Origin of the sequence: Halobellus salinus (assembly GCF_014646875.1) — an archaeon.
Classification (GTDB): Archaea; Halobacteriota; Halobacteria; order Halobacteriales; family Haloferacaceae; genus Haloquadratum; species Haloquadratum salinum.
The window spans coordinates 98,740-123,406 of the sequence record NZ_BMOC01000005.1; the positions used below are offsets into that span (position 1 = coordinate 98,740).

The following is a 24,667-nucleotide window of genomic DNA, read 5'->3' on the forward strand; positions in this document are numbered from 1 at the left end:
ACCCCATCGAGGTCGACGTCGACGGCGACGAGTAACCCCGCCAGACAGCCCGCGTATCACACGACAGCGACGGCCGCGTATCACACGACAGCGACGGCCGCGTATCACACGACAGCGACGGCCGCGTATCACACGACAGCGACGGCCGCGTACCACACGACAGCGACGGCCGCGTACCACACGACAGCGACGGCCGCGACAACATCCGGTCGGCGCCGACGTCGCCGCGCGCCACCGTTTCTGCAGCCCCACTATCCGCCTGAACGGCCCTCCGACGGACTGATACGGGTCCGCGGCGAACTGCAGGTATGTACGGCGTCGTCACCCGGAACGCCGAGGAAGTCGAGTGGTCGGAGTTCGGGGTCGGGTTTTACGAGGTAAAAGACGTGACCGGCCGGGCTGCCGAACCCCTCCCGAACGCGACGAATATGGTGTCGTGTTTCGGCGACACCGCAGCCGCGGACGCCGACCCGGAACTGGTTCCGGTCGACGATGAGGGGACGCCCGCGACCCGCGAGCAGCGGTACTTCGATTGGTCGTACGTCTGTCCGACCCACGAGGAGTACCGCGCGGGCCTCTTCGAGATCGTTGAGGACTGCGTGGCCGCGAACCCGGATGTCAGGCTCGACGACATCGGATTTCCCCGGTCGGAGTACTGCCGGTGTGACAGGTGCGACCGTCTGTTCGCTGAGAGTGGCCACGACGACCGGTTCGCGTGGCGGGCCGCGGAGGTCACCGGCTTCGTCGCCGACGCCGTGGCACAGGTTCCGGGGAGGGCGTACCTCACCTTGTACCCCGATCCGTACCCCGAGCACCTCTACCGACGGTCCGGAGTCGACGTGACGGCACTGGCCGAGCACGTTGATGAGTTCGTGATCCCACTGTACGACATCCACTACGCGACGACCTACTGGGTGGAGACCATCGCGAAAGGGTTCGAGAGCCTGCTTTCTTCGACTGGTACGCCGTTTTCGATCGAACTCTACGCCGTCGACGTCGACTTAGACGACCTGGTCCACGCGGCTGAAGTGGCTGGAACCTACGCCGAGAACGTCTACTTCGGGTACGACGCGTCGAACGCCGCCGCGGCGATCCGGCGGAAGGACGCCGACGCGAGAGGCGGCGTGACACACCACCCCGACGGCGACGCCGAGTCCGGGTGAGACCGTCGGGCGAGGCGTGCGGTCAGAGCACGCCCGAGACGAACGCGACCACGACGATCCCGCCGACGAACACGGCCGCAGCGAAGACGAAGAGCCCCGTGAGGAGCCGGCGCTGTTTCGGGGACGGTTCAGCCATACCCCTAGTAGGAACCCTTCGCTAATATACTCGCTGGCACATCGGCGGCGAACCGGCACCGCCCCTGTCGGTTGGTTCGGCCCCTTACCGGAGCGGATCGAACGACCCGGCGAGCCCCGGACCGGCGGGGACCGCCATCCGGCCGGTATCGACCGGAGCCGGGTCGGAAGCGAGGTCCGACGCGAGCCGACCGCCGGTTGCCAACCCGCAGGCGCGGACGTCGGAGAGTGCGGCGGCGACGTGGAGCGCCCCGGTCCGGGCGACGACACCGTCGATCGTCGTGGTCACGACGGTATCCACACCCCGGGCTGACGCTCTGCGGGCGAGCTCACAGGTTCGGACCGGCCCACCGAGCGCCATCGGCTTGCAGACGACGACGTCGGCGGCGTCGGCGGCAAGTGTCGCATCGACCCCCGCAGTCGCAACCGACTCGTCAACGGCGATGTCGACTCCGCGGCCGCGCACGGCTGCGTTACCCGCGAGGTCGGACGCAGGACGGGGCTGTTCGACGTACGCGAACCCCAGGTCGGCAGCGAGGTCGATCAGCCGTTCGGCCGTTGGGCGATCCCACGCGCCGTTTGCGTCGGCGCGGAGCGCGACGCCGTCGCCAGCGGCGTCTCTAGCCGCGCGCAACCGGGCCGCATCCGCGTCCGGCTCCCGTGCACCGACCTTCAGTTTCACCGCCTCGTATCCGGCTTCGACGGCCGCACGGGTCGCTTCCGCGGTCGCCTCAACGGTCGCGTCGCCGACGGTCGCGTTGACCGGGACGGACTCCGCAGGCGATCCGTCCGCGAGCCACGCGGCGAGCGACTTGCCGGCCGCTTGAGCCCGGGCGTCGGCCCAGGCGAGTTCGACGCCGTGTCGCGCTGCAGGTGTTGTGCCGTCGATCCGGTCGATCGGGTCCGTGATTGCTGAGTTGCCGACGCCACTCCCGCCGGCCGCGCCCGAGAGAGCGGCCTCGCAGTCGTCGTACGACTCCGTCCATCCCGGAAGCGGCGCGGCCTCGCCGACCCCTCGGTGGCCGTCGGACTCCACGCGGACGACGAACCCGCGACGCTCCTCGATCCGCCCGGCAGCAGTTCCGAGCGGCGAGGACAGCCGGAGCGAGAAGGCGTCATACCGGATCATAGCGGGAGGTTCGTGGGGGCGAGCCCGACAGCGAACAGGACCGCATACCCGGCGAGCAGCCGGCCGGTCCGCTCTAAGGCCGGGTTCAGCACTTCGCCCGCGGTCTCGGTCAGCATCGTCCGCGTGACCGCGACCGCGTAGGGCAGCGTCAGGTACGGCAGGGAGACGGCAACGGAGTATCCGGAACGGAGCAGGAACCACACCGGGACCGCGTACGCGAGAACGAGCAGTGCGACGAACTGCGCGCGCGCGAACCTGTACCCGAACCGGACCGCCAGCGTGCGCTTGCCGGTCGTGGCGTCTTCCTCTTTGTCGCGGACGTTGTTCACGACCAGGATGTCGGTCGACAGCGCCGCGATCGGGAGTGCGGCGACGACCGCCGCGACCGGCACCGTTTCGGGCGGGATCCCGACCGGAAACGGGCCCGCGAGCACGGCCGCGGCCTGGACGTAGTAGGTCCCGGCGACGGCGACGAGTCCGAAGAACACGAACACGAACAGGTCGCCGAGGCCGTGGTACCCGAGCGGGTACGGGCCCCCGGTGTAGGCGATCCCCGAGGCGACCGACAGGAGCCCGATAATCACGATCGGAACCCCGCCGACGGAGACCAGATACGTCCCCAACAGGATCGCGGCCGCGAACGTGAGGTACATCGCGCGTTTGACCGTCTCGGGCGCGATGAGGCCGCCGGCGGTGACGCGCGTGAACCCCTCGCGGTCCTCGGTGTCGGCACCCTGCACCGCGTCGTAGTAGTCGTTGGCGAAGTTGGTGCCGATCTGGATCAGCCCCGCGCCGACGAGCGCCGCAATCGCGGGGAAGATGGCAAAAACACCGTCGTGGACCGCGAGCCCCGTGCCGACGACCACCGGTGAGGCGGCCGCCGGAAGCGTCTGGGGACGAGCGGCGATCACCCACGCTTTCCGTTGGGTGATGTCCTGCGTGGTCATTGTGAGCGTGTGGGGACGGGGAGGGTGTGAAAGTTCGGATCCGTTCTTATGCGATGAGTGAAAGGCAGTGTCGGATTCATCCCCGCGCTAAGGCACTGTCTCTTACCCATAAGTCCACCAAGTTCCAAACAGACGTTTCAGACGCTGTCGACCCCAATCTACACTCAGAAGATCGAGGTAAGGAGTGAGTCGGGCGGTGATCTCGGCAGTCGGGGGTTACTGAACACGGGTAACCAAGATCGCCAAAACCGGTCCATAACGGTATAACGCCCGCAGATATCGATATTTTGCCCGAAGTAATCGACCTCGGCAACAACTCGATTTGTGGGTAAGAGACAGCGCTAAAGCACGGGGCTTTCTCCTCGATTCTCCGTAAGCTAAGGTATGTTGATACCCGGGAGTGTCGGTCGCCGTCACATAGTATAGTCAACAGAATAAGTAGGGGCCTCTAACGCGGCGTGTATCGATCCGCTTCCTCCGTGATTGATTATGCGTCTGCGGAGCATCCGCCGCCGACGAGCGGCCGGAGGCCGCGACGTCGGCGGAGTTTTTTGGTCCAGATTTTTTGTGCGGAGGGTTCCCGCAGCGAGCGAAGCGAGCGAGGAAACCCTCCGTATCAAAAAAGGTGGGTTCTAGTAGTGCCACGGATACTCGGAGAAGTCGGGGTCCCGCCCCTCCAGGAACGCGTCTCGCCCCTCCTGTGCCTCCGCGGTCATGTACGCGAGCCGGGTGGCCTCACCCGAAAACACCTGTTGACCGACCAGCCCGTCGTCGGTCATATTGAACGCGTACTTCAGCATTCGTATCGCGGTTGGGGATTTATCGGTCATCTCCGCGGCCCACTCGAGGGCGACATCCTCGAGGTCCGCGTGGGCGATCGCCTCGTTTGCCATCCCCATCTCCACCGCCTCCTCGGCGGAGTAGGTCTTCCCGCGGAAGAAGATCTCTCGAGCCTTCTTTTGGCCCACCTGCTTCGCGAGATACGCCGACCCGAACCCGCCGTCGAACGACGCCACGTCCGGGTCGGTCTGGAGGAACTTCGCGTGGTCCGCCGACGCCAGCGTGAGGTCGCAGATCACGTGCAGCGAGTGGCCGCCGCCGACCGCCCACCCCGGGACGACTGCGACGACGGGTTTGGGCATAAACCGGATCAGCCGCTGCACCTCCAAGATGTGGAGTCGGCCGGCCTTCGCTTCCTGTACGAGGGGGTCGTCGCCCTCGGCAGCCTCGTCGTCGTCGCGGTACTCGTACCCCGACTCCCCGCGGACCGACTGGTCGCCGCCGGCACAGAACGCCCACCCGCCGTCCTTCGGTGAGGGGCCGTTGCCGGTGAGCAGCACGCAACCGATATCGGCCTGCTTTCTGGCGTGATCCAAGGCGGCGTAGAGTTCGTCGACCGTTCCGGGGCGGAAGGCGTTGCGCTTCTCGGGGCGGTCGAACGCGATCCGCACCACGGGAACGCCAACCGCGCGGTGGTAGGTGATGTCGTCGAACGCGTCGGCGCCGTCAACGGCCTCCCACCGGTCGGCGTCGAAGATCTCCGAGACCATACTCAGTGGCCGGACGGTGGCCGCAAAAAGATTCGTTTCGGGGGCGGCGCACCCTTGAGCCCTCACGTTGTCGCGTTGAGCACTCGATCGACCGCCCGCTCGCGGAGCCGTTCGCGAACCTGGTGGCTCGCCCCCGCGTCGGTCCGAACCTCGATGACGTGAGACCCCTCCGACGCCGTCGCCTCCGTGTACGCCTCGCGAAACGCGTCCCGGTCCTCACCCTCGATTCGGGCGAACGAGAGGTCATAGAGGTCGGCTGACGGCTGAAAATCCAGGCCGTGGGGCGTCACGAACTGCGAGGTGAAGGGGGGGTCGTACGACTCGATCGGGAGCATGTGGAAGATCCCACCGCCGTCGTTGTTGAGCAAGACGATCGTGGCGTCGACGTCGCACCGCTGCAGCGCCACCAACCCGTTCATGTCGTGGTAGTACGCCAGGTCCCCAATGACGAGCGTGAGGTCGTCGGTCGTCGCCGACCCCGCGCCGAGCGCGGTGGAGGTGATGCCGTCGATCCCCGACGCGCCGCGGTTTCCGAGGGCTGTGAGGGACGCGGTCGTCGGCGCGCCGAACCGGTCGAGGTCCCGGACTGGCATCGAGTTCGAGACGAACAGCGTCGACGGGTCGGGCGCGAGATCGACGACATCTGCCAGGATCCGACCCTCACAGAACGACTCGGACTCCTCTACGACGCCGGCGTGCGCTGCGTCCGCACCGACCCACCGCTCGCGCCACGCGTCGCTACCCGGACCGGCCAGGAGCCGCGACAGCCGGCCGAACAGCCGGGTGGGGTCGGCGACGACCAGGTCGGTCGCGGTGAACTCCGCTTCGCGCCACCCCGCAGCGGGATCAACCACGTACTGGTCGGCGTCGACCGCGCCGAGGTAGTTCCGGAGGGGCTTCGATGTCGGCGACGCCCCGGCGCGGACGACGACATCGGGGTCGGGCCACGCGTCCCGAACCCGGTCGCCGAGGTAGCCGTCGTACCCGCCGATCACGGGCGTCGTTCGGACGATCCCACCGTAGCGGACGCCGGAGAGCGGGTCAGCCACCACCGGGAAGCCGCTGGCGTGGGCGAACGCGGCCACCGCCTCGGGGTTGAGACCCGGCGAGTCGTCAGGGCCGACTACAATCAGTCCGCGCGACTCCGACACCGACGACGCCAGGGCCCGGAGCCGGTCGTCGTCGAGCCCGGGGACGCCCCCAATCGCGTCGACGAAGGCGCCATCTCGCCCCGCAACCGCGGGTTCCGGGAGGTCCGACGGAACGTCACCCGATACGGGCGTCGGCTCAAGCGGCTTCCGGAACGGGAGGTTCAGGTGGACTGGTCCGGCGGGGGTGCCCGTCGCGCGGGTCACAGCGCGGGCCGCGGTCGTCCGGAGCGACCGGAGCCTCCGGGGCGTCGCTTCGGGGTCGGCGACGTCGCGGTACCACCGGACGGCGTCGCCGTAGAGCTTCTCCTGATCGATCGTCTGGTTCGCTCCCGAGTCCCGGATCTCCGGGGGGCGGTCGGCGGTCAAAACGAGCAGAGGCACCCGCGATTGTGACGCCTCGATCACCGCCGGGTGGTAGTTTGCGGCGGCGGTCCCGGAGGTACAGACGAGCGGCGTGACCTCGCCGGTCCGGCGGGCCCGGCCGAGCGCGAAATACGCCGACGAACGCTCATCGAGGTGCGAGAGGATCCGAATGTCGTCGTGTCGGTGAAACGCGACGGTCAGCGGCGTTGACCGGCTTCCGGGAGAGACACACACCGTATCGATCCCCGAAGCCGCGAGTTCGTCGGCCAGCACACGCCCCCAGAGGGTGTTCCGGTTCGGATCGGTCACGGGGGTCGGCCCCCCTGGGCGGCCGCAACGCGGTCGAGCCCCCCTCTCACCGTCCGTGTGCCTCCCGTTCGAGTTCATCGAGGATCGGCCGATACTTGAGCTGGACCTCATCCCACTCCCGGTCGGGGTCGGAGTCGGAGACGATGCCGACACCCGCAAACAGCGTCGCTGTGTCGCCGCGAGCCACGGCAGACCGGAGCGCGACCGCGAACGTGCCGTACCCCGCGGCGTCGATCCACCCGACCGGGGCGGCGTACCATCCGCGGTCGAACGGCTCGGTCTCCCGGATGGTTTCGAGCGCCCGCTCCGGCGGCAGCCCGCCGACTGCGGGCGTCGGATGCAGCGCTTCGACGAGGGACAGCACGTGTTCGGCGGTGTCGAGCGTCGCGGTGATTGGGGTCCGGAGGTGCTGGACGGTGGCGAGCCGCCGGATCCGTCGCGGGCCGGCGCTCACCGACGCCGCAAAGGGCGCGAGTTGTGCTTTGATCGTGTCCGCAACGAGTTGGTGTTCGTGGACGTTCTTGTCGTCCGCGGCGAGTTCAGCCGCCAACCACTCGTCCTCCTCGGCGGTCTCCCCGCGGCCGGTCGTGCCGGCGAGCGCGTCGGTTTCGACCGTCCGACCCCTGACCGACACCAGTCGCTCGGGTGTCGCCCCGAACAGCGACGCCCGCGTTCTCCCCGACCCGGGGTCGGGTTCGACGAGGAACCGGTAACAGTCGGGGTACCGCTCGCCCAACCGGGAGAGCACATCCGGCAGGGAGAGGTCGCCGTCGAGGTCGACGTCGAGCGCCTGCGCGAGCACGACTTTCCGCAGATTGCCCGAATCGATCCGGTCAACCGCGGCCGCAACGCCGCTCCGCCAGTCGTCCCGTGCGGTCGTCCGGCGCCGACCGCGCACACCCGGCGGGTCCGCGGGGTCGCCGGCGTCCGGCAGCGACTCGATCCGGTCGCGCTCCGTTTCGAGGCGTGACTCCACCGACTCGGGGGTCACGTCCGGCCCCACTGCGTTGACGGTCAGCCACGCGTCGTCGCCGACCCAGGTGACCTGTACGCGCGGAAACACGAAGCGTGCGCCGGGGAAGTCCTCCCACGGAGCGCTGTCGGTGCTGTCGGGGTGAAACCCGAACGCCCCGAACAGCCTGGGTCTGGCGGCCTCGGTGCCGGCGTGGACGTCGCCAGACGCGAACAACGCCTCGGCGGCCTCCCGGATGGTGTCGAATCGACCCGCCCCGTCGGTGGTCAGCGTTGCTGCGGCGCCCTCTCCCGCCACGGTCGCCTCCTCGGGAGCACTCCAGACTGTCCGCGGAGCGTCGGCGGCGGAGAGCACGGACCGGAACGACGGCGGCGTGACGGGGACCGATCGACTGACGAGGTGCGTACCCGCCGCGTCGGTCCGCAACGGTTCCATTGTCGAGTTTCGGAACGCCACTGACTTTTATTTGACTATCCCGCCGACGTTTTGCCGCGCTCGGTCACTTCGTCGCCGGGTTTCGCCCGGTTGCTAGCGGGACCCCCGGTCCCGCCCCGTTCCTCCGCTGGCAAAAGCTCGGCCAAAATCTCTGTGTCACCCCCTCAGTCGCGGCTTCGCCGCTCCGTCGAGGGTTCCTCATACTGTCGGCTATAGTCGCGTGACGTATTTCGACACCCCGGGGTGTCGAAAATCTTCACGTAGTTATAGCCGACAGTATCAGCCCGCTCGCTCCTTCCGGTCGCTCGCGGTACGTGGCTCGTCTGTACTGAGCGACCTGGGTTGGTTGTTTCGACTGCATTTCGCCGGAGTACTCGGTAGAGTATGCGTTCGGGTGGAGCATCCGCGAGCGGGGCGAGACGGCGAGTTGTCTCGCTTCTTCGCGGGCGACCCGGAGTCGCCCGTCAAAAGCGGTGCGCCGCAGGCGCACCCGACGCAGTAAAACAGTGGGCTGTACCGAGCGAACTGATCGAACCCGGTACGTGTCTGAACTGTGGGATGGGACCCGCTGTACCGCCAGCTACCCGTATCGTTCCTCGTTCCAGGGGTTCGCGGTGGCGGAGTAGCCGCGCTGTTCCCAGTAGCCGCGTTTCTCCTCGGTCAGGAACTCAACGCCGTCGACCCATTTCGCGCCCTTGTACGCGTACTTGTGCGGGGTGACCACCCGGAGCGGCCCGCCGTGGTCCGCGGCCAGTTCGTCGCCGCCGTGGCCGTACGCGAAGAGAACACCCTCGTTGAGGCACTCCGAGAGCGGGAGGTCCGTGGTGTAGCCGTCGAGCGCGTGGAACAGAACGTGGACGGCGTCGTCGTGGACGTCTGCCCGGTCTGCGACTGTCGGAAACGGGACGCCGGTGAACACACGCCCCAGAGCACTCCACCCGGTGACGCAGTGAAAGTCCTGCCGCTGTGTCGTCGCCGGCAGGTCCAGGAACTCGTCGTAGGAGAGCGCGAGGTCGGTGTCGACGGCACCCCACACGTCGAACGACCACGTCTCCCGGTTCCACGACGGCGTCTCACCCTTCGACAGCACCGGGAACTCGTCGGTCTCGCGCTGTCCGGGGGGGACTCGCGAGTCGCCGAACGCCCGGTAGAGGTCGGTGAGGTCTTCGGCCATACCACCACTTCGGCCACAGACACATATACCACCGGCATCGGGGTGACCCGGGTGAACGGAACCGAGTGGTTACACAGATCACTAATAGTTTTATTATGATCAAAACCAGAGACATCAATATCGAAACAACAGTTTCGTAAACCCGGAAACCACGACACAGGAATTAAATACCCCGAATCCAAACCCCCTCACGATCAGATGCCCAAGGTGAACATCAACGTCCCCGAACACCTCGAGATGCAGATTGCGCAACTCGTCGACCAAGGCGAGTTCGTCAACCGGGAGGAAGCCATCGAGGAACTCCTCTCAACGGGCCTCCGCGCGTTTAAGACGAGCGGTCCGATCGACGAGGACCGCCTCGAAGACGACGGGATGATGGGTCACGACGACGAGTACGTCTTCTGAGACCGGCTGACGCCCGACTCTCCGAACTGCGCGGGTGTACCGTGGGAGCACCCACCAACAACCCTTAACCCGGTCTCCCGCGTATGCGCCGGTATGCACAAAGACGAACTCCTGGAACTCCACGAGCAGATGGTGATAATCAAGGACAACTTCGCCGCGCGGGAGACCGTCGACGGGACCCTCTTCGAAAAGTACGAGAGCCTCGACGTCGACCCATCGCACGTTCATAAATCGAAGAGCGAGCACAAACACGCCGTGTTCGTCCTCGGTAACGCCCTCGCGTCGGCCATGACCGACGACGAGTTCTCAAACGCCGGGCGCGTGGGCAAACGGATGGAGGAGTTGGCCGACGACGCCGAGAGCAAACTGTAGCGCTGGCTGACGGGAGGAGTTCGGCGGGTGGGCCGTCGGACAACCGGCCCGGCCGGCAGCGGACTGCGTAGCTTCTTAATGGGTCGGGAACTCACAACGCACGATGGATTCTCTTCCGGTGGATCTTCTTTTACGGGGTGCGGTTGTGGGCGCACTCGGTGTGTCACTCGTTGTTGCGCTCTCGGTCGATCGGCCCTCAGCACTCGGTGGCCGCCTCCGAGCGCGCTTCGTTCTCGGCGTTCCGTGGGGAACGCTCCTGTCGGCCGGCTTCGTACTCGGCGTGTACCTCTTGATCCAGGGCGGGCTCCGGAACTGGTATTCGCCGGTCACGATCCCGTTCCGAGCGTGGTCGTATTTTTACCCGCTGGGGATGCTCACCGCGGCCTTCTCGCACAACGGCGCGGGACACCTGATCGGCAACCTCGTCGGGACGCTCACGCTCGCCCCGCTGGCCGAGTACGCGTGGGGTCACTTCCCGAGACAGCAGGGGTCACAGACCTTCTCGTCGCTCCGAACGGACCCGTACGTTCGCGCGTTCGTCGCGTTCCCCGCGGCAGTGATCGTGGTGGGGTTACTCACGTCGGTGTTCGCGGTCGGGCCGATCATCGGCTTCTCCGGGGTCGTGTTCGCCTTCGCGGGCGTCGCGCTGGTGAACTACCCGCTCGGGACCGTGATTGCGCTGGTCGGCGGGGGGGCGGTCAGGCTGGTGTACACCGCGCTCCGGGTCCCGACACTCACCGCGAGCGGCCGCCCGGCGTACATCTCGCCGTGGTGGGCCGATATCGCGATCCAGGGCCACGCACTCGGACTCCTGATCGGTGTCCTCGTTGGACTCTGGATCGTTCGGCGGCGACCGGACAGTCGGCCGAGCGCGCGACGACTCTGGCTCGGCGGCCTCCTGGTCGCGGTCGAACAGTCGCTGTGGGCGGTCTACTGGTTCCGCGGCGGGGAGACATACGTGCTCTACCGCGCCGCGGGCGTGGTCTTGGTGGTGGCGCTCGCCACGCTCGTCGCGCTCGCGGTCGTCGCCAGCGACGACCCGCTCTTCGAGTGGGACCTCGGGGTCGACACTGGCGTGGTTCGGAACTGGCAGGTCGCGGCGGGTGCGCTGTTGCTCGTGACCGCCGCCGTCGCCGGTCCGGCGGTCCCCACGAACCTCTTCACCGCCCAGACGGGCGATCTCCCTGGCGAGGAACGGACGGTCCGCGACTACGAGGTCACGTACGCCGAGAACGTGCAGAACGGGCTGGTCTCTGCTGTCGATGTCGACGCGTTCGGGGAGACAACAGCCGTCAACACCTCCGGCGTCGTCGTCCGGAGCGCCGAGCGCGGCATCTGGACCACTGCGGTCCCGAAGGGGCGGCTGGCGTTCGACGGCCGCACCGCCGTCCGGCTCGGCGGCGTCGGGTGGCGTGAGACGGTCTATGCACAGCGCGACGGGTGGCAGGTACTCGGCGCGGGCACCGCCTACCGCGTCGGACTCGACAACGGCGACTCAGGGCGGGTGGTGTACACCTCCGACCCCGTCACCGCGGGGCCCACACTCGCTGGCCGGAACGTGACCGTGGTCCCGACCCGGGAGACCTACCGGCTGCGAGTCACACGTCCGAACGGGTCGGTGAACGAGACGGCACGGCTCCCGGCGGAAAACCAGTCCGTGACTCTCGACGGACTCCGGTTCGATCGCACCGCCTCGCGGGTGACCGTCTCGTACAACGGCACGCGGCTCCGGCTCCTGACCCAGGAGACCTACGAGTGAGAGGCGCGTCGCTGGCGGTCCGGGCGCGGTCGCGGGCGACCGATCAAGCGAGAGGGAGATCGATCGCGACCGTGGCTCCGTCGGCGTCGGCGGCGACGAGTTCGAGGTCGCCGCCGTGTCTGTCTGTGACCCACGTTGCGAGCCACGGCCCCTGGCCCGAGGCGTGCTGCAACTGCGTGATCTCGCGATCACCCGCGACGATCGACCACTCCGCGTCGGGGATGCCGGGGCCGTCGTCGTCGATCGCGATGCGGACGCCGCCGTCGAGCCGGTCGGAGACGGTGATGTCGACCGCCGCGTCGCTCCCTACGCCGACTCGCCACGGTCGCCGCGCTTCTGCCGACGCCGGTTGGAGACGCCGGTGGTCGGACCCCGCTACTGTTCCAGCTCACCGGCCGCCTTGTACGCCCGCCGGTTTTCGCGGTAGTGGTCGGCTGTCTCCTCAATCACCGCCGCCTGTTCGGGGGTGAGTTCCCTGGTTTCGGCCGGGACACCGTACGCCAGGTGGCCCGCAGGGACGACGGTGTCTTCGGTGACCAGCGATCCGGCGGCCACGAGCGAGTTCGACTCCACGGTGGCGCCGTACTGGACGGTACTCGACATCCCGACAAGGACGTCGTCGCCGATATCGGCGTAGTCGATGACGACGTTGTGGCCGACGGTGACGCGGTCGCCGACGTGTGCCCCGTGGAGCATCGAGAACTCCTGGACGTTCGTCTCCCTGCCCACGGTTGTGGCCCGGCCGTCCCCGCGGAGACACACGAACGGCCAGAGGCTCGCGTCCGGTCGCACGTCGACGTCGCCGACGAGGTAGGCCATCTCCGAGACGAACGCGGAGTCGGCCACCGACGGCGACTCCCCCAGAACGTCACGTTCCATACTGGGGCCTCGGCGACCGGAATCATAAGCCCCCGGGACCGGGGTGGAGTGGTGTCGCCCGGCGGGCGATGTACTGTATACCGCGATACAAAATGCCGAATGTGGCCGGAATCGACCGACTCCCGGCGGCTCAAGTCCGTATCACGGTCGCGGTCGACGGTGTCACCCTCAACGGGGTCCGGAACCCCGAAGCACCGTCGAGTGGCGCGGGATCGTCGGAGAATTGTCGATCTGACTACCGGTTCAGGGTGTGGATCGCCTGCTGCATCGCGTTCTCGGCGGCCTCCATCGTCGCCTCCGACAGCGTCGGGTGGGTGTGAATGGTGTCTGCGACCTCGTCGATCGTCGCGCCGAGTTCGATCGCCAGCCCCGCTTCCGCGATCAACTCGGAGGCTTCGGGCGCGACCATCTGCGCGCCAACCAGCCGCCCCGTCTCCCCGTCGCCGACGAGCCGGACGAACCCTTCCGACTCGTTCATCGTGAGCGCCCGGCCGCTGGCGCGCATCGGCATCTCCCCGACGACGGGGTCGACCCCCGCCTCGACCGCTTCGGACTCGGTCAGTCCGACCGTGCCGATCTCGGGGTCGGTGAACACCGCGGCGGGGATGGCCCGGTGATCGAGCGCGACGGACTCGCCCGCGATGGTCTCGGCGGCGACGATCCCCTCGGCGCTGGCTTTGTGCGCGAGCATCGGTTCGCCGGCCACGTCGCCGACGGCGTAGACGTGATCAAGCGCCGTCCGGGCGTGGTCGTCGATCGCGAGAAAGCCGGTATCGTCGGGTTCCAGCCCGATCGCGTCGAGTTCCAGCGTGTCGGTGACGGGCTCGCGCCCGACCGCGACGAGCACCTTGTCGGCGCCGTAGGTCGCCGTCTCGCCGTCCTCGGCCTCGGTGACCACCTCGATCCCCCTGCCCGATTCCCGCCACTCGCTGGCGCCCTCGCCGAACCGGAAGTCGACGCCGAGGTCCGCCGCGCGCGAACGGACGACCCGCGTGATGTCGTCGTCGTAGGCGGGGAGTGCGGAGTCGAGCATTTCCACGACCGTCACGTCGGTGCCGAGTTTCGCAAACATCGTCGAGAGTTCTATACCGATGTAGCCGGCACCGACGACCACGAGTTCGTCCGGTCGTTCCTCGGCCGCGAGCGCGTCCCGCGACGCCCACACGTCCTCGTCGGCGAAGGAGAAGCCGGGGATCTCGATCGGCCGCGACCCCGTGGCGACGATGCAGTCCTCGAACTCGACGGTCGCCGTCTCCCCGTCGTCACCGCTGTGGGCGACCCGCGCGGCGTGGTCGTCTGCGAACGTCGCGGTCCCCTCGAGCAGCGTGACCTGGTTGGCCTTACACAGCTTTTCAACGCCGCCTGTCAGTCGGTCTACGACGTCATTCTTCCAGTCGGCCAACGCCGCCATGTCAACCGTCGGGTCGGCGTGGATCCCCATCACGGCCGCGTTTTCGGCGTCGTGGGCGATGTCGGCCGCGGTGATGAACGCCTTCGATGGGATACAGCCGTGGTTGAGACAGGTACCTCCGTAGGCGTCCTTCTCGACGAGCGTCACGTCACGGTCTCGCTGTGCGGCGCGGATGGCGGCCACGTAGCCGCCCGGTCCGCCGCCGATAACTAGTACGTCGGTGCGGGTCGAACCGTCTCGGGGCGTCATTGCTACGAGTACCGTGTGCGGTCGGGGTCGTGAAACTACTGTTCTTTCGCTCCGAGGGGGTTCGGCGGCGACGTGCTGTTTCAGAGTCGATCACAAACCTGGTTGGACACGACGAACACGACCTCGTGTCCGGCCCCCTCAGGCGGCACCTCCGCCACCCCGTGGAGGTGGTTGGCCGCTCCGGTTTCCGGCGTCGAGTGCCCGCACTCGGCCGGCGACCGCACCCATCACGAACCCGGCGACGTGGGCGGCGACGGCGACACCCGGGCCGGCGGTCGGAAGCCTCACCGCGATCGCACCGACGAGCAACAGCGCAACCGACCCACGCCGACCGACCGCGGCCCGGGAGCGGATGCCGTCGGCTACCTGGTTGGCCGCAAGAACGTAGCCGACGCCCGCGAGGACCGCCCCGCTGGCGCCGAGGGCCGCGACCGGGACCTGCTGAAAGGCGAAGACCGCCAGGAAAACGACGAGGAGGTCGACCATCGGCCGTTGCGGGCGACGCATACCGAACCTATCGGCGGCGCAAGCAAAGTTCCGCCGGCGCAGGAACCGGCTTGAGGTGACTCACTCAGCCGCGTCGACCGCCCGCGCGTCGTCGATCTGTGCGTCCCACAACGCGGCGTACTCGCCGGATTTCGCCACCAGCCGCTCGTGGGGCCCCGACTCGACGATCTCGCCGTCGTCGAGCACGACGACCCGGTCGGCGTCCCGGATGGTCGACAGCCGGTGGGCGATCACGAACGCGGTCCGGTTCTCGATCAGCCGGTCAATGCTGGCTTTGATCTCCTCCTCGGTCTCGGTGTCGACGTCGCTGGTCGCCTCGTCGAAGATGATGATCGCGGGGTCGTTGAGCAGCGCCCGCGCGATCGCGATCCGTTGACGCTGGCCGCCGGAGAGCTTCACGCCGCGCTCGCCGATCTGGGTGTCGTACCCGTCGGGTAGCTCCGAGACGAACTCGTCGGCCGCCGCGGCGTCCGCAGCCGCGGTCACCCGATCGCGCGCCGCGTCGGCGTCGCCGTCACCCCGCTCGGCGGCCAACACCTCGCTGTCGCCGTACGCGACGTTCTCGGCGACGGTTCCCGAAAAGAGGTAGGGGTTCTGTTCGACCACCGCAATCTCCTCGCGGAGCGCCTGGAGGTCATACTCCCGGACGTCGCGGTCGTCGACGGTCACCCGGCCCTCGTCGGTGTCGTGCAGGCGGGGAACGAGTTTCACCAACGTCGACTTGCCCGCGCCCGTCGCGCCCGCGAGGCCGATGGTCGCGCCGGCGGGCACGTCCAGCGACACCGAGTGCAACACCGGCTCCCGGTCGTCGTAGCCGAACCACACGTCCTCGAACGTCACGTCGCCGTTGATCCCGTCCGGGACGTGTGGGTCCTCGGGTTCGGTGACCGTCGGCTCCCGGCCCAGCAGCCCGAACACCCGCTCGGCGCTGGATTTCGCGAGTTGGTATTTATTGGCCGACCGGCCGATCCGACGCATCGGCGAGTAGAGCCGGCGGAGATAGAGGAAGAAGGCCGCAAACGCCCCGGTTGAGATCAGCGCCGCCTCGCCGGGCGGCGTGGTGATGATGGCCCGCCCGCCCACGAGGAGGACGAGTACGAACACGACGCCCGTGAGCAGCCGGAGCGTCGCGAAAAAGCCCCGACGGATCCGCAGCGCCGCCACCTTCTCGTCGTGGTACGCCTCGCTCCGCTCTGCGACCCGGTCACGCTCGAAGGCGTACCGGTTGAACGCCTTCACGACGGCGACGCCGCCGAGGTTGTTCTCCAGCCGAGTGTTGAGCCGGGCGACCGTCTCCCGGAGGGATTTGTACCGCGGCTCGATCCACCGGAGGAACGCCGCGCTCGCCAGCCCGATGATCGGAACGGGCGCCAGTGCGATGATCGCGAGCGTGGGCGCGTAGTACCACAGGACCGCCGCGATCCCGCCGACGGTGGCGACCACCCGAATGAGCTGTCGGAACTCCGTGTTCAGAAACTGCTCTAACCGGTTGATGTCGCTGTTGAGGATCGACATCATCCCCCCGGTCTGGTGGTTCGCGAAGAAATCCATCGAGAGGTGCTGGAGGTGGTCGTACGTGTCGTTGCGGAGGTCGCGTTGGACTTTCTGGGCCGACGACTGGAGCAGATACCGCGACCCGAACCGGGTGGCCGACCGGAGCAGATACGCCAGCGCCGCGATGACCACCAGTCGTCGGAGGAACGCCAGCCGGGCGGCCTCACCGGTGATCGCGCCGGCGGGTAACAGTCCGGCCTCGGTCAGCAGTCCGGGATCGGCCGAACCCAGGACGACCCGGTCGATCGTGGTCGCAATGATGACCGGTGGCACGAGCCGGGCAAACCGCGTCAACATCGCGGCGATCACACCCAGCGTGATCCGCGGCCAGTACGGCCAAGCGTACCCGAGCAGCCGGCCGATCGGGTGGCCGTCGACCGAGTCGCGGATGTCGCTGAACCCGCCGTCGTCGTCGCTCACCGGGCCACCACCCGGCCGCGCGTCGCGTCGCCCCGCCGACAGTGTCGGACTCCGACCGTCATTGTGTGCGTGGAGGGTAGAACGCCCCCGACGAACCCAAACCTGTTGCTTCGCCGGCGCCGCGGTGTGCACCCGAGATATCGCCCCCACGGGCTACATGTATAGCCCGTCGACGCGGGCGTCGGCTATGGGTGTAGTGACAGGATTTCCCAGGGGAGAACCCGTTTGGAATGGTATGAGCGCACTGCTCCCACATACGCCCCCGGTTGAACGCTCCGGCTCCGGCTCCCAGGTTGTCACCCTCGGCGACGACGGCTCCGACGCGGTGTTTTCGGTTCTCTCGTCGACAGTCGCGCGGCAAGTGCTGGGGGAGTTGTACCGCAGCCCCGCAACGCAATCGGAGCTCGCGGACCGAGTCGACACCTCAATCCAGAACGTCAGCTACCATCTCGACAACCTCGTCGACGCCGGCCTGGTCGATGTCGTCGACGAGTGGTACTCCGAGAAGGGTCGAAGGATGGATGTTTACGCCCCCGAGGGCAGCCCGCTGGTGCTCGTGGTCGGCGACGACACGGGGACCAAGGATGCGGCATCCGATGCCGAGCCGCAACCGACCGAGCCGCTCCCGCGTCCGGAGAACTGACGCCCGCCGGGATGACAGATCGACACCAGCCGGTCGGGGGCGGTCACACTCGAACCGGCCGATCCCGCCCGTCGTCGGAGTCGACTGATCCGCCCAGCCGTGTCGACGGGGAGGTCGGGGACGGAGCGGGGCTGCCGACCCCGGCGTGGGTACCGACAGACGACGTAATCGACTCCACTCCCGACAGACAGGTGCTCGTGGTGGGAGACACCCCCACCGGGGTAGCGCTCACACGCCTGCTCCGCAGGGCTGGATTCGACCCGGTGGTGGCGTCACACGCGGGCCCGACAGCCGTCTCGCGAGTGACGCTCCTGTCACCGGCCGCGACGGAAGTGCTCGGCACGCTCGGCGAGGGGCGCCGACTCCTCGCTCGCGGCGCGACGGTCGACTCCATCAGCGTCGTGACGACCCGAGGTGACGGTCGCAACAGCGGGACGGTCGGACCACGGTCCGCCGGCACCCGGCGTGTGCCGGCTGTCGCCGTCCCGACGCCGGTGCTGTACCGGACCCTCAACGACGGGCTCCCCGGTGACGTGTCGGCCCGGGACCGGACGGTCGAGTCGGTCTCGCCGGCGGCCGACGGCGTCGCGGTCCGGTTCGACGACGGCGTCCGGGAGTGGTTCGATGTGGTCGTCGACGCCGGCACCGGCCAGCGTCGGTCAGGTGGGAGGTCCGACGCCGGCACCGGCCAGCGTCGATCAGGTGGGAGGTCCGACGCCGACGCCGGCCAGCGTCGGTCAGGGGAGTGGTCCGACGCCGACGCCGGCCAGCGTCGGTCAGGGGAGTGGTCCGACGCCGGTGCTGGCCGCCACGACGTCGTCCACCAGTACGAGGCGACGGTCGACGGGCCGAGCGGGACCCGGACCTGCGACGTGTGGCTCCCGAACGGTATCCTCCAGTGTCTCCCGGCGGCAACCGACGGCGGGACGCTCGTCCGGATCACGGTGGCCGCGTCCGAATCACCGGCGGACGAGCGGGTGATCGAGGCGGCGACCCGGCAGTCGGACGCGTTCGAAGGTCCCGCGCCCGAGGCGTTCGACCGGGAGCGGGTTCGGCAGGTCAGGCTCCCTGGTGGGACCGTCGCCGAACGACGGTGGGGAGACGGCCGGATCGCCCGGTGTGGCCGGGCGGCGTGCCCGGCCGCCCCCGCGACCGGGGTCGGCGTCTCGCTGGGCATCACCGACGCACTCGGACTGGTGTCGGTGCTGGCACGCGACGGAAGGGCGGTTGCGGAGACGACTGCGGCCTACGCGGCCGACCGCGCCAAGCGGTTTGCGGCCCTCGAACGCGCCGCGACCGGCGCGGACCACCCGGTGCCGGCAGCGGAGCCGCTCCGGTCGCTGGGCGTGGTGCGCGCGATGGCGCTCGAAGCGCTCGTCGCGGCGCCGCGGTCGGCGCTGTGGAGTGGATCCCGGGACTGACTCCGGGGGCTCCCGCCGCCCGGTGCAAGCAGCGGGGTGGTGCCGGCGACACGCAGTGAGAGCCGGCCGTGAAACCGTGTGATACCTCACTCGTCGCCGCCGAACAGGAGCTCGAACGTCTCCTGCTCGGCGATCCGGAGGTGCTTGTTGAACGTTGGCTGGGTGATGTCGAGCCGCCCCGCGACCTCGCTACTGTTGTGCTCCCGGGGCCACTCGAAGTACCCCGCTGACAGCGCGGTTCGCACGACCTCCAACTGCCGGTCGGTGAGCGCGTCCCCGAGCGTGTCGCCGAGTTCCGTGGGCGTCCGGTCCTGCGTCCCGTGGTGTCGCCGGGCGACCAGCTCCAACGAGGGGGCGACGTCCTGCAGTCGCTCGACGAACGACCGCACGTCGGTCTCCTGGGGAACCTCGACGGTAATCTTCGTCGCCTCGGGGTCGGCGACGGCGTCGCGAACCATCCCGCCGTACTCCGCCAAGGGAGCGCCGAACCACTCGTCGGTCCGCGCCTCCACGACGGTGCCCTCGTCGTCGACAACATCGACCGACCCCGGGAGCGTCCGGCGCGCGATCTCGGGGACGTTGTCGGGCACGTCGCCCTCGAAGCTGAAGTAGACGCTCACCGGCCCGTCGTGTGCGGCGACGGTCCGCTGCAGTCCCACCCGGCAGTCCGCGGCGGCGGCCGCACGGGCGAACGCCAGCGACTCCCCCGGTCCGCTGAACTCCAGTTCGACCGTCGCGTCCGACTCCAACGCCCGGCGCCGTTCGATCGCCGCGAGCGCGTTCGCGATCGACGCCCCGAGCTGTGCGAGCGTCGCCCGCTCGCGGTCCCCGAAGGAGTTGGGCGCGTCGGTCCCGATACTCAACACCCCGTGGGTGACGCCACCGTACGTCAACGGGACCGCACACACCGACTGATACCCCGCCGAGAGGGCGTGTCGCCGCCACTCGCTCGACGGCCCGCCGCCGACCAGGGAGTTGACCGCCCGCGGGTCGTCGGTCCGCCAGGCATCGACTGCGGGGTGTGGGTCGGCGCCGCCGTCGGTTGGGCCGAGCCGCATCGCGTCGACGTACCCCGTCGGGGCGCCCGAGACGGCCCGGGGGGTCAGCCGGTCGGACCCGACCTCGGCGCCGCCGATCCACGCCAGATCGTACGGCCCGGAGTCGGCGAGTCGGTCGCACACCGCCCGCTCGACCTCGCCGGGCGTGGTCGCGTCGGTGATCGCGGCCTCGACCCGGTGGGTGAGTCGGGCGATCCGGTCCAGCCGCTCCGCGCGCTCGGTCTGGGTCCGGAGTTCGCGCTCCCGATCGGCGAGTTGCTGCTGCCCTCGAAGGTGTGCGAGGGCGGCTTCAAGCGTCGCCGCGAGCACGTGAGCCGTCTGGATGGTCCCCGACTCGAAGGCGCTCTCGGGCGCACCGACCACCAACACGCCGTGGGTTCCGAGCGGGATCGCACGCCACGCGGCGAGGTCACACAGCGGCCCCGCCTCGTCGTCGCCGCTCCTGTCGTCTGCCGATGCGGTTACGGTTCCGGTCGCGAACGCCGACCAGATCCGTCCCCCGTCGGGGTCGATCGGGTCCATCTCGGTGTCGCCGAGCGCCCCGGAGATCGCCTCCGGTCGGAGCACGCCCGCGTCCTCGTCGTAGAGGAACGCCCCGACCGCCGGGAGTTCCAGGGTGTCTCGGGCTGCTGCGACCGCAGTCTCGGCCGCCGCGGCAGCCGAGTCCGTGGTTGTGAGGTCCTCTGTGGCGTCGTCGAACGACGCGATCCGACGCTCGCGGGTCTTGCGGTCGGTCACGTCGCGGTTGACCGCGATCCACCGGTCGACGCCGCCCGCGCCGTCGAACACCGGGTAGCCCCGGACGCTGATCCACCGGACCTCGCCGTCGGGGTGGCGAACCCGGTACTCGAGTTCGTAGGTGTCCTGCGGCTCCCGGTCCGGTTGTGTGAGGTCCGCTCGGATCCGGTCGTACTCCTCTTCGAACCACTCTCTGTCGTCCGGGTGGACCCGGTCGATGAACGCCTGCGGGTCCTCGTAGACGCGTTCGATCGGCAGGTCCCACAGGTCCGCGAACGACGGCGACGCGTAGTACACCTCGCGTTTGTCCGGCGAGGACATGTAGATTGCCTCGTCGACCCGTTCGGCGATCGTCCGGAGAGTACGCCTGGTCCGCTTCCGTTCGGTGACGTCGCGACTGACAGTCACGATCCGTAATGGACCGGTCCCCCACTCGATCGGATAATACTCCGACCTGACCCACCGGACCTCGCCGCCCGGGCGCTCGATACGGTATTCGGTGTCGTAGCTGTCTGCCGGTGAACCGGCGGTCACGTCGTCGGTCATCCCCTCGACGAACGACCGGTACGCCTCCCTGTCGTCCGGGTGGATGGTGTCGAAGAACCCGTTTTCGTACCGGTCCCGGATGTCGTCGAGCGGTTGGCCCCAGATCTCCTCGTACCCCGCGCTCAGGTAGTCCGGGCCCCTGGTGGCGTCGCCGAGGTTGTCGGCGGGCGTGATGTAGACCGCGTCGTCGATTCTGTCGAGCACCTCGCTCAACCGGCGCTCGGTTCGCCTCCGGTCGGAGACGTCCCGGACGCTCCCCAGGACGCGCTCCTCGCCCCGGATCTCGACGACACTCAGGTGGACCTCCACCGGGAACGTGTCGCCGTCCTTGGTCCGGTTCCGCCACTCGAACAACTGCGGCCCCTCCTCGCGGGCCGCCCGGATGCGCTCGGCCGCGTGCTCGTGGGTGTAGTCCGGGGCGGTGACGGCTTCGATCGTCTCTCCCACGAGTTCCTCGCGGTCGTACCCGCTCATCCCGCAGAACCGGTCGTTGGCGTCGACGATCCGGCCGGTTTCGGGGTGGTGGATCACCAGGCCGTCGGAGGCGTTCTCGAAGACCCCGCGGTAGGTCGCCTCGAGTTCTCGGTGGTCGGTCACGTCTTCGACGACACCGACGAACCGCGTGCCGCCGCCGTCGTGCTCGACCGGGTAGCCCGTGGCGCGGACCCACCGTACCTCGTCGGGGTCGGGGCGGATCCGGTACTCGAAGACGTACCGGTTGTCGGGGTCGCCGCGGTCGATGTCGTCGAGCATCGCCTCGAACTCCGCCTCGAAGGAGTCCCGATCCCGGCGGTCAATGGCGTCGATGAAGCCCCGCGGGTCGTCGTACAGCGTCTCGACGGGGTCGCCCCACACCTCCGCGTACGCGTCGTTAGCGTAGAACACCTCCGAAAAGTCCGGTTCAGAGAGGAAAATGACCTCGTCGATCCGGTCGGCCACGAGCCGGAACCGCCGTTCGCTCCGACGGAGTTCCCCACGGCGCGCCACGCGGTCCAGCGCGGTCGCGGCGTGCCGAGCCAGGATGGTGGCGGCGTCCCAGATCGGGTCGGCGACCGTATCGGCCGCCGGAATCCCGGCTCCGAGCACGCCGTGACGGCCGAGCGGGAGGAAGACCGCCCCACTGGCCCCGTCGGGGACCGCTCTCTCGTCGGCACCGACAGACATCGGGGTTCCGGCGTCGTAGGCGTCGTAGCCGGGGTCGCCGGCGCGAAGCCGAACCACCCCGTCGCCGTTCCGTGGCGGCCGCCACGCCGAACTGTCCCCCGCCGCCGGCGTTAGCGTCGCCTCGTCTGTCGCCGTAGAGTGGGCCTCGGGCGCCGGCGGGTCCGTCTCCGCGGGTGTCGACGGCGCCGCATCCGCGGTCCAACAGGTCGGCGCCGCGAGGCCGAGCACGGACGCCGCCGCCTCGACGGTCGCCGCACAGACCTCCCGCTCAGTCGTGGCGGACTGGATCTCCTCGGTTGAGTCGTGGAGCCGACGCACCACCCGACCGGGGTGGGCCGGATCCGAAGCGCCGTGATCCAGGGCGGCCACCCCTGGGGTTCCAACATCCGCGTCCGCGGCCGCGGCCGCGGCCGCGACTGCGTCGGTGACCCGCTCGACGAGGGCTCCGGGGGCCTCCTCGAGCAGCGACCGCGGGAGCACGTCGGTGATCCCCGACGACACCGCGTCGGCGACGCGGTCGGGGTCCCAGCCGTCGGTGAGTACCACGGCCGAAGCGTTGGCGTCCCGCTGTTCGACGCGTTCAGCGGTGTCGACCGCGTGGGGGCTCGCCGCCCGGCTGTCGACGATTACACAGTCGGTTCGGCGGAGGTCGAGCGGGTCGCGTTCGACCTCGTCGGTGGCCGCCGACGGCGGCACTGACTCGACATTCAAGACGGCGTCGCCGTGCCCCCCCGAAAGGGCGTTCTTGACCCGCTCGTTCCCCACCACCACGACCCGGATCGAACGGGGACTCGACGGGCACATACCCATTACCTGCGGTTCCACGGTTGTAAAGGGTTCGTGTCAATTATTGCCCGTTCTGCCGACGCCCCCGTCGCTGGGTTTATGACTCGTTCTCGACACCGTTCTGCAAATGGGCGACGGGACACCGGGGCCGGACGGAAACGGGAGGACTGCCGTACTCCGGGACGCGTTCGACCGACTGTTCCGGGACGGCCGCACGAACGCAGTCATCGCGTGGGCGCTCGTCGGTGTCCTTGTGGGCGTGTTCGGCGACAGCGTTCTCGATACCGACTACGGGTGGACGCTTGTCACCGGGTTCGTGGGCGGCGTCGTCCTACTGCCACCGGTCGCCCACCGCGAGTGGCGCGTCATGCTCCCGTGGGAACTGTTGGTGCTGTCGCTGCTGCCAATCCTGGTGCGTGGACTCTTCGGCGGGACGCTCGGCACGTTCGCCACCTACCTGTCGCTCGCGGCGCTCGCGCTGCTCGTCGTCGTCGAACTCCACACGTTCACCACGCTGCAGGTGACACACTGGTTCGCCGTCGTTCTGGTGGTGCTAACGACGCTGGCGGCGGTCGCGGCGTGGACGGTGTTCCGGTGGAACGCCGACACCTTCCTGGGAACCGACTACCTCGTCGACAACGAGACGCTCATGATGGAGTGGCTCTACGTGACGCTCGCCGGCGTGGTGGCGGGGCTACTCTTCGACGGCTACTTCAGACGACGGGACCAGTGGCTCTGGCGGGCGATCCGACGGATGGTGCGCCGATGACGTTGCTCCCCCGTCCGTCGGGGCGAACCCAGGGGATGCTCACCCGTGGGATGCAGGTCGCCCTGGCGGCGCTTGTCGCGTACGGCGTCGTCGCCGGGCAGCCGAAAGCGATCATCAACGGCAGCGTCACGCTTGCCATCACGGTTGTCCCCGCGGTGTTGGAACGGAACTACGACCTGCCGCTCGACCCGTGGCTCGGGCTGTGGATCACCACCGCGGCGTTCCTCCACACGCTCGGGTCGGCGGGACTCTACAGCCGGATCTTCTTCTGGGACAACATCACCCACGCCGTGTCGGCGTCGCTGATCGCAGCGGCGGGGTACACCACCGCCCGCGCGGTCGACCTCCACAGCGACCAGATCCACATCCCCCAGCGGTTCGTCTTCGTCTACATCTTCGTGATCGTGCTCTCGTTCGGCGTGGTCTGGGAGCTGTTCGAGTTCGGTCTCGACGTCGTCGCGGAGGCCACAGGAGTCGCGATGCCGCTGGCGCAACACGGACTCGACGACACGGTCCGCGACACCATGTTCAACTCGGTCGGTGCCCTGCTCGTCGCGGTGTTCGGCCAGGCCCACCTGACCGGCGTCGCCCAACTGGTCCAACAACGGCTGTTCGCGCCAGAGTGAGCGTGTGAGCGGTGTATCGGCGCGCCACGGC

At 68.7% G+C, this 24,667-nt stretch carries 20 protein-coding genes; 8 read left to right on the forward strand and 12 right to left on the reverse strand.

The window, feature by feature from the left end:
* The first annotated feature begins 308 nt into the window (after positions 1-308).
* Complete coding sequence (locus IEX72_RS05880; protein ID WP_188786452.1) at positions 309-1,163, forward strand: hypothetical protein; 855 nt, start codon at positions 309-311, stop codon at positions 1,161-1,163.
* 220 nt (positions 1,164-1,383) lie between these two features.
* On the opposite strand, the gene IEX72_RS05885 is transcribed toward IEX72_RS05880, so the two are convergent.
* The 6 genes from IEX72_RS05885 to IEX72_RS05910 all read right to left on the reverse strand — a co-directional run bounded on the left by IEX72_RS05885 (position 1,384) and on the right by IEX72_RS05910 (position 9,329).
* Positions 1,384-2,427 carry a mandelate racemase/muconate lactonizing enzyme family protein gene (locus IEX72_RS05885; RefSeq protein ID WP_188786453.1) on the reverse strand — a complete coding sequence of 348 codons (1,044 nt, stop codon included), beginning with the start codon at positions 2,425-2,427 and terminating at the stop codon, positions 1,384-1,386.
* On the reverse strand, positions 2,424-3,374 hold the full coding sequence (locus tag IEX72_RS05890) for a 1,4-dihydroxy-2-naphthoate polyprenyltransferase (protein ID WP_188786454.1): 951 nt from the start codon (positions 3,372-3,374) through the stop codon (positions 2,424-2,426). The genes IEX72_RS05885 and IEX72_RS05890 overlap by 4 nt, the downstream gene beginning before the upstream one ends.
* 632 nt (positions 3,375-4,006) lie before the next feature.
* Complete coding sequence (locus IEX72_RS05895; RefSeq protein ID WP_188786455.1) at positions 4,007-4,924, reverse strand: 1,4-dihydroxy-2-naphthoyl-CoA synthase; 918 nt, start codon at positions 4,922-4,924, stop codon at positions 4,007-4,009.
* 62 nt (positions 4,925-4,986) lie between these two features.
* Entirely contained in the window at positions 4,987-6,747 is a 1,761-nt protein-coding gene (gene menD, locus IEX72_RS05900; RefSeq protein WP_188786456.1) for a 2-succinyl-5-enolpyruvyl-6-hydroxy-3-cyclohexene-1-carboxylic-acid synthase, read from the reverse strand.
* Positions 6,748-6,793: 46 nt separating this feature from the next.
* Positions 6,794-8,155: an isochorismate synthase gene (locus IEX72_RS05905; protein ID WP_188786457.1), complete on the reverse strand. Its 1,362-nt coding sequence runs from the start codon at positions 8,153-8,155 to the stop codon at positions 6,794-6,796.
* Positions 8,156-8,735: 580 nt separating this feature from the next.
* Positions 8,736-9,329 carry a molybdopterin-dependent oxidoreductase gene (locus tag IEX72_RS05910; RefSeq protein ID WP_188786458.1) on the reverse strand — a complete coding sequence of 198 codons (594 nt, stop codon included), beginning with the start codon at positions 9,327-9,329 and terminating at the stop codon, positions 8,736-8,738.
* A 198-nt stretch (positions 9,330-9,527) separates the two neighbouring features.
* Between IEX72_RS05910 and IEX72_RS05915 the strand changes: the two genes are divergently transcribed.
* The 3 genes from IEX72_RS05915 to IEX72_RS05925 all read left to right on the forward strand — a co-directional run bounded on the left by IEX72_RS05915 (position 9,528) and on the right by IEX72_RS05925 (position 11,865).
* On the forward strand, positions 9,528-9,734 hold the full coding sequence (locus IEX72_RS05915) for a ribbon-helix-helix domain-containing protein (RefSeq protein WP_188786459.1): 207 nt from the start codon (positions 9,528-9,530) through the stop codon (positions 9,732-9,734).
* A 93-nt stretch (positions 9,735-9,827) separates the two neighbouring features.
* A complete protein-coding gene (locus tag IEX72_RS05920) occupies positions 9,828-10,106 on the forward strand; it encodes a UPF0058 family protein (RefSeq protein WP_188786460.1) in 279 nt (92 codons plus the stop codon).
* Positions 10,107-10,209: 103 nt separating this feature from the next.
* Positions 10,210-11,865, forward strand: a complete 1,656-nt coding sequence (locus tag IEX72_RS05925; RefSeq protein ID WP_188786461.1) for a rhomboid family intramembrane serine protease — start codon at positions 10,210-10,212, stop codon at positions 11,863-11,865.
* A 43-nt stretch (positions 11,866-11,908) separates the two neighbouring features.
* Here IEX72_RS05925 and IEX72_RS15455 read toward each other — a convergent pair whose 3' ends face one another.
* From IEX72_RS15455 to IEX72_RS05945, 5 genes are all read right to left on the reverse strand, one after another.
* Entirely contained in the window at positions 11,909-12,151 is a 243-nt protein-coding gene (locus tag IEX72_RS15455) for an ATP-binding protein (RefSeq protein ID WP_326838261.1), read from the reverse strand.
* Positions 12,152-12,240: 89 nt separating this feature from the next.
* Positions 12,241-12,744, reverse strand: coding sequence for a gamma carbonic anhydrase family protein (locus IEX72_RS05930; RefSeq protein ID WP_188786462.1), 504 nt, complete (start codon positions 12,742-12,744; stop codon positions 12,241-12,243).
* A gap of 235 nt (positions 12,745-12,979) precedes the next feature.
* Positions 12,980-14,404 carry a dihydrolipoyl dehydrogenase gene (gene lpdA, locus IEX72_RS05935; protein WP_188786463.1) on the reverse strand — a complete coding sequence of 475 codons (1,425 nt, stop codon included), beginning with the start codon at positions 14,402-14,404 and terminating at the stop codon, positions 12,980-12,982.
* 138 nt (positions 14,405-14,542) lie between these two features.
* Complete coding sequence (locus tag IEX72_RS05940) at positions 14,543-14,911, reverse strand: rhomboid family intramembrane serine protease (RefSeq protein WP_188786464.1); 369 nt, start codon at positions 14,909-14,911, stop codon at positions 14,543-14,545.
* Positions 14,912-14,971: 60 nt separating this feature from the next.
* Positions 14,972-16,885, reverse strand: a complete 1,914-nt coding sequence (locus IEX72_RS05945; protein ID WP_188786465.1) for an ABC transporter ATP-binding protein — start codon at positions 16,883-16,885, stop codon at positions 14,972-14,974.
* Positions 16,886-17,120: 235 nt separating this feature from the next.
* Between IEX72_RS05945 and IEX72_RS05950 the strand changes: the two genes are divergently transcribed.
* Complete coding sequence (locus IEX72_RS05950; RefSeq protein ID WP_188786466.1) at positions 17,121-17,528, forward strand: ArsR/SmtB family transcription factor; 408 nt, start codon at positions 17,121-17,123, stop codon at positions 17,526-17,528.
* 11 nt (positions 17,529-17,539) lie between these two features.
* The gene (locus IEX72_RS05955) at positions 17,540-18,949 is read left to right on the forward strand and encodes an FAD-dependent oxidoreductase (protein ID WP_188786467.1); all 1,410 of its coding nucleotides are present in this window, start codon (positions 17,540-17,542) and stop codon (positions 18,947-18,949) included.
* Between the two features lie 86 nt (positions 18,950-19,035).
* Here IEX72_RS05955 and IEX72_RS05960 read toward each other — a convergent pair whose 3' ends face one another.
* Positions 19,036-23,259 carry a PAS domain S-box protein gene (locus tag IEX72_RS05960; RefSeq protein ID WP_188786468.1) on the reverse strand — a complete coding sequence of 1,408 codons (4,224 nt, stop codon included), beginning with the start codon at positions 23,257-23,259 and terminating at the stop codon, positions 19,036-19,038.
* 109 nt (positions 23,260-23,368) lie between these two features.
* Here IEX72_RS05960 and IEX72_RS05965 point away from each other — a divergent pair, with 109 nt between their 5' ends.
* Positions 23,369-24,010, forward strand: coding sequence for a hypothetical protein (locus tag IEX72_RS05965; protein WP_188786469.1), 642 nt, complete (start codon positions 23,369-23,371; stop codon positions 24,008-24,010).
* Positions 24,007-24,636: a hypothetical protein gene (locus IEX72_RS05970; RefSeq protein ID WP_188786470.1), complete on the forward strand. Its 630-nt coding sequence runs from the start codon at positions 24,007-24,009 to the stop codon at positions 24,634-24,636. The genes IEX72_RS05965 and IEX72_RS05970 overlap by 4 nt, the downstream gene beginning before the upstream one ends.
* The last annotated feature ends 31 nt before the right edge of the window (positions 24,637-24,667 follow it).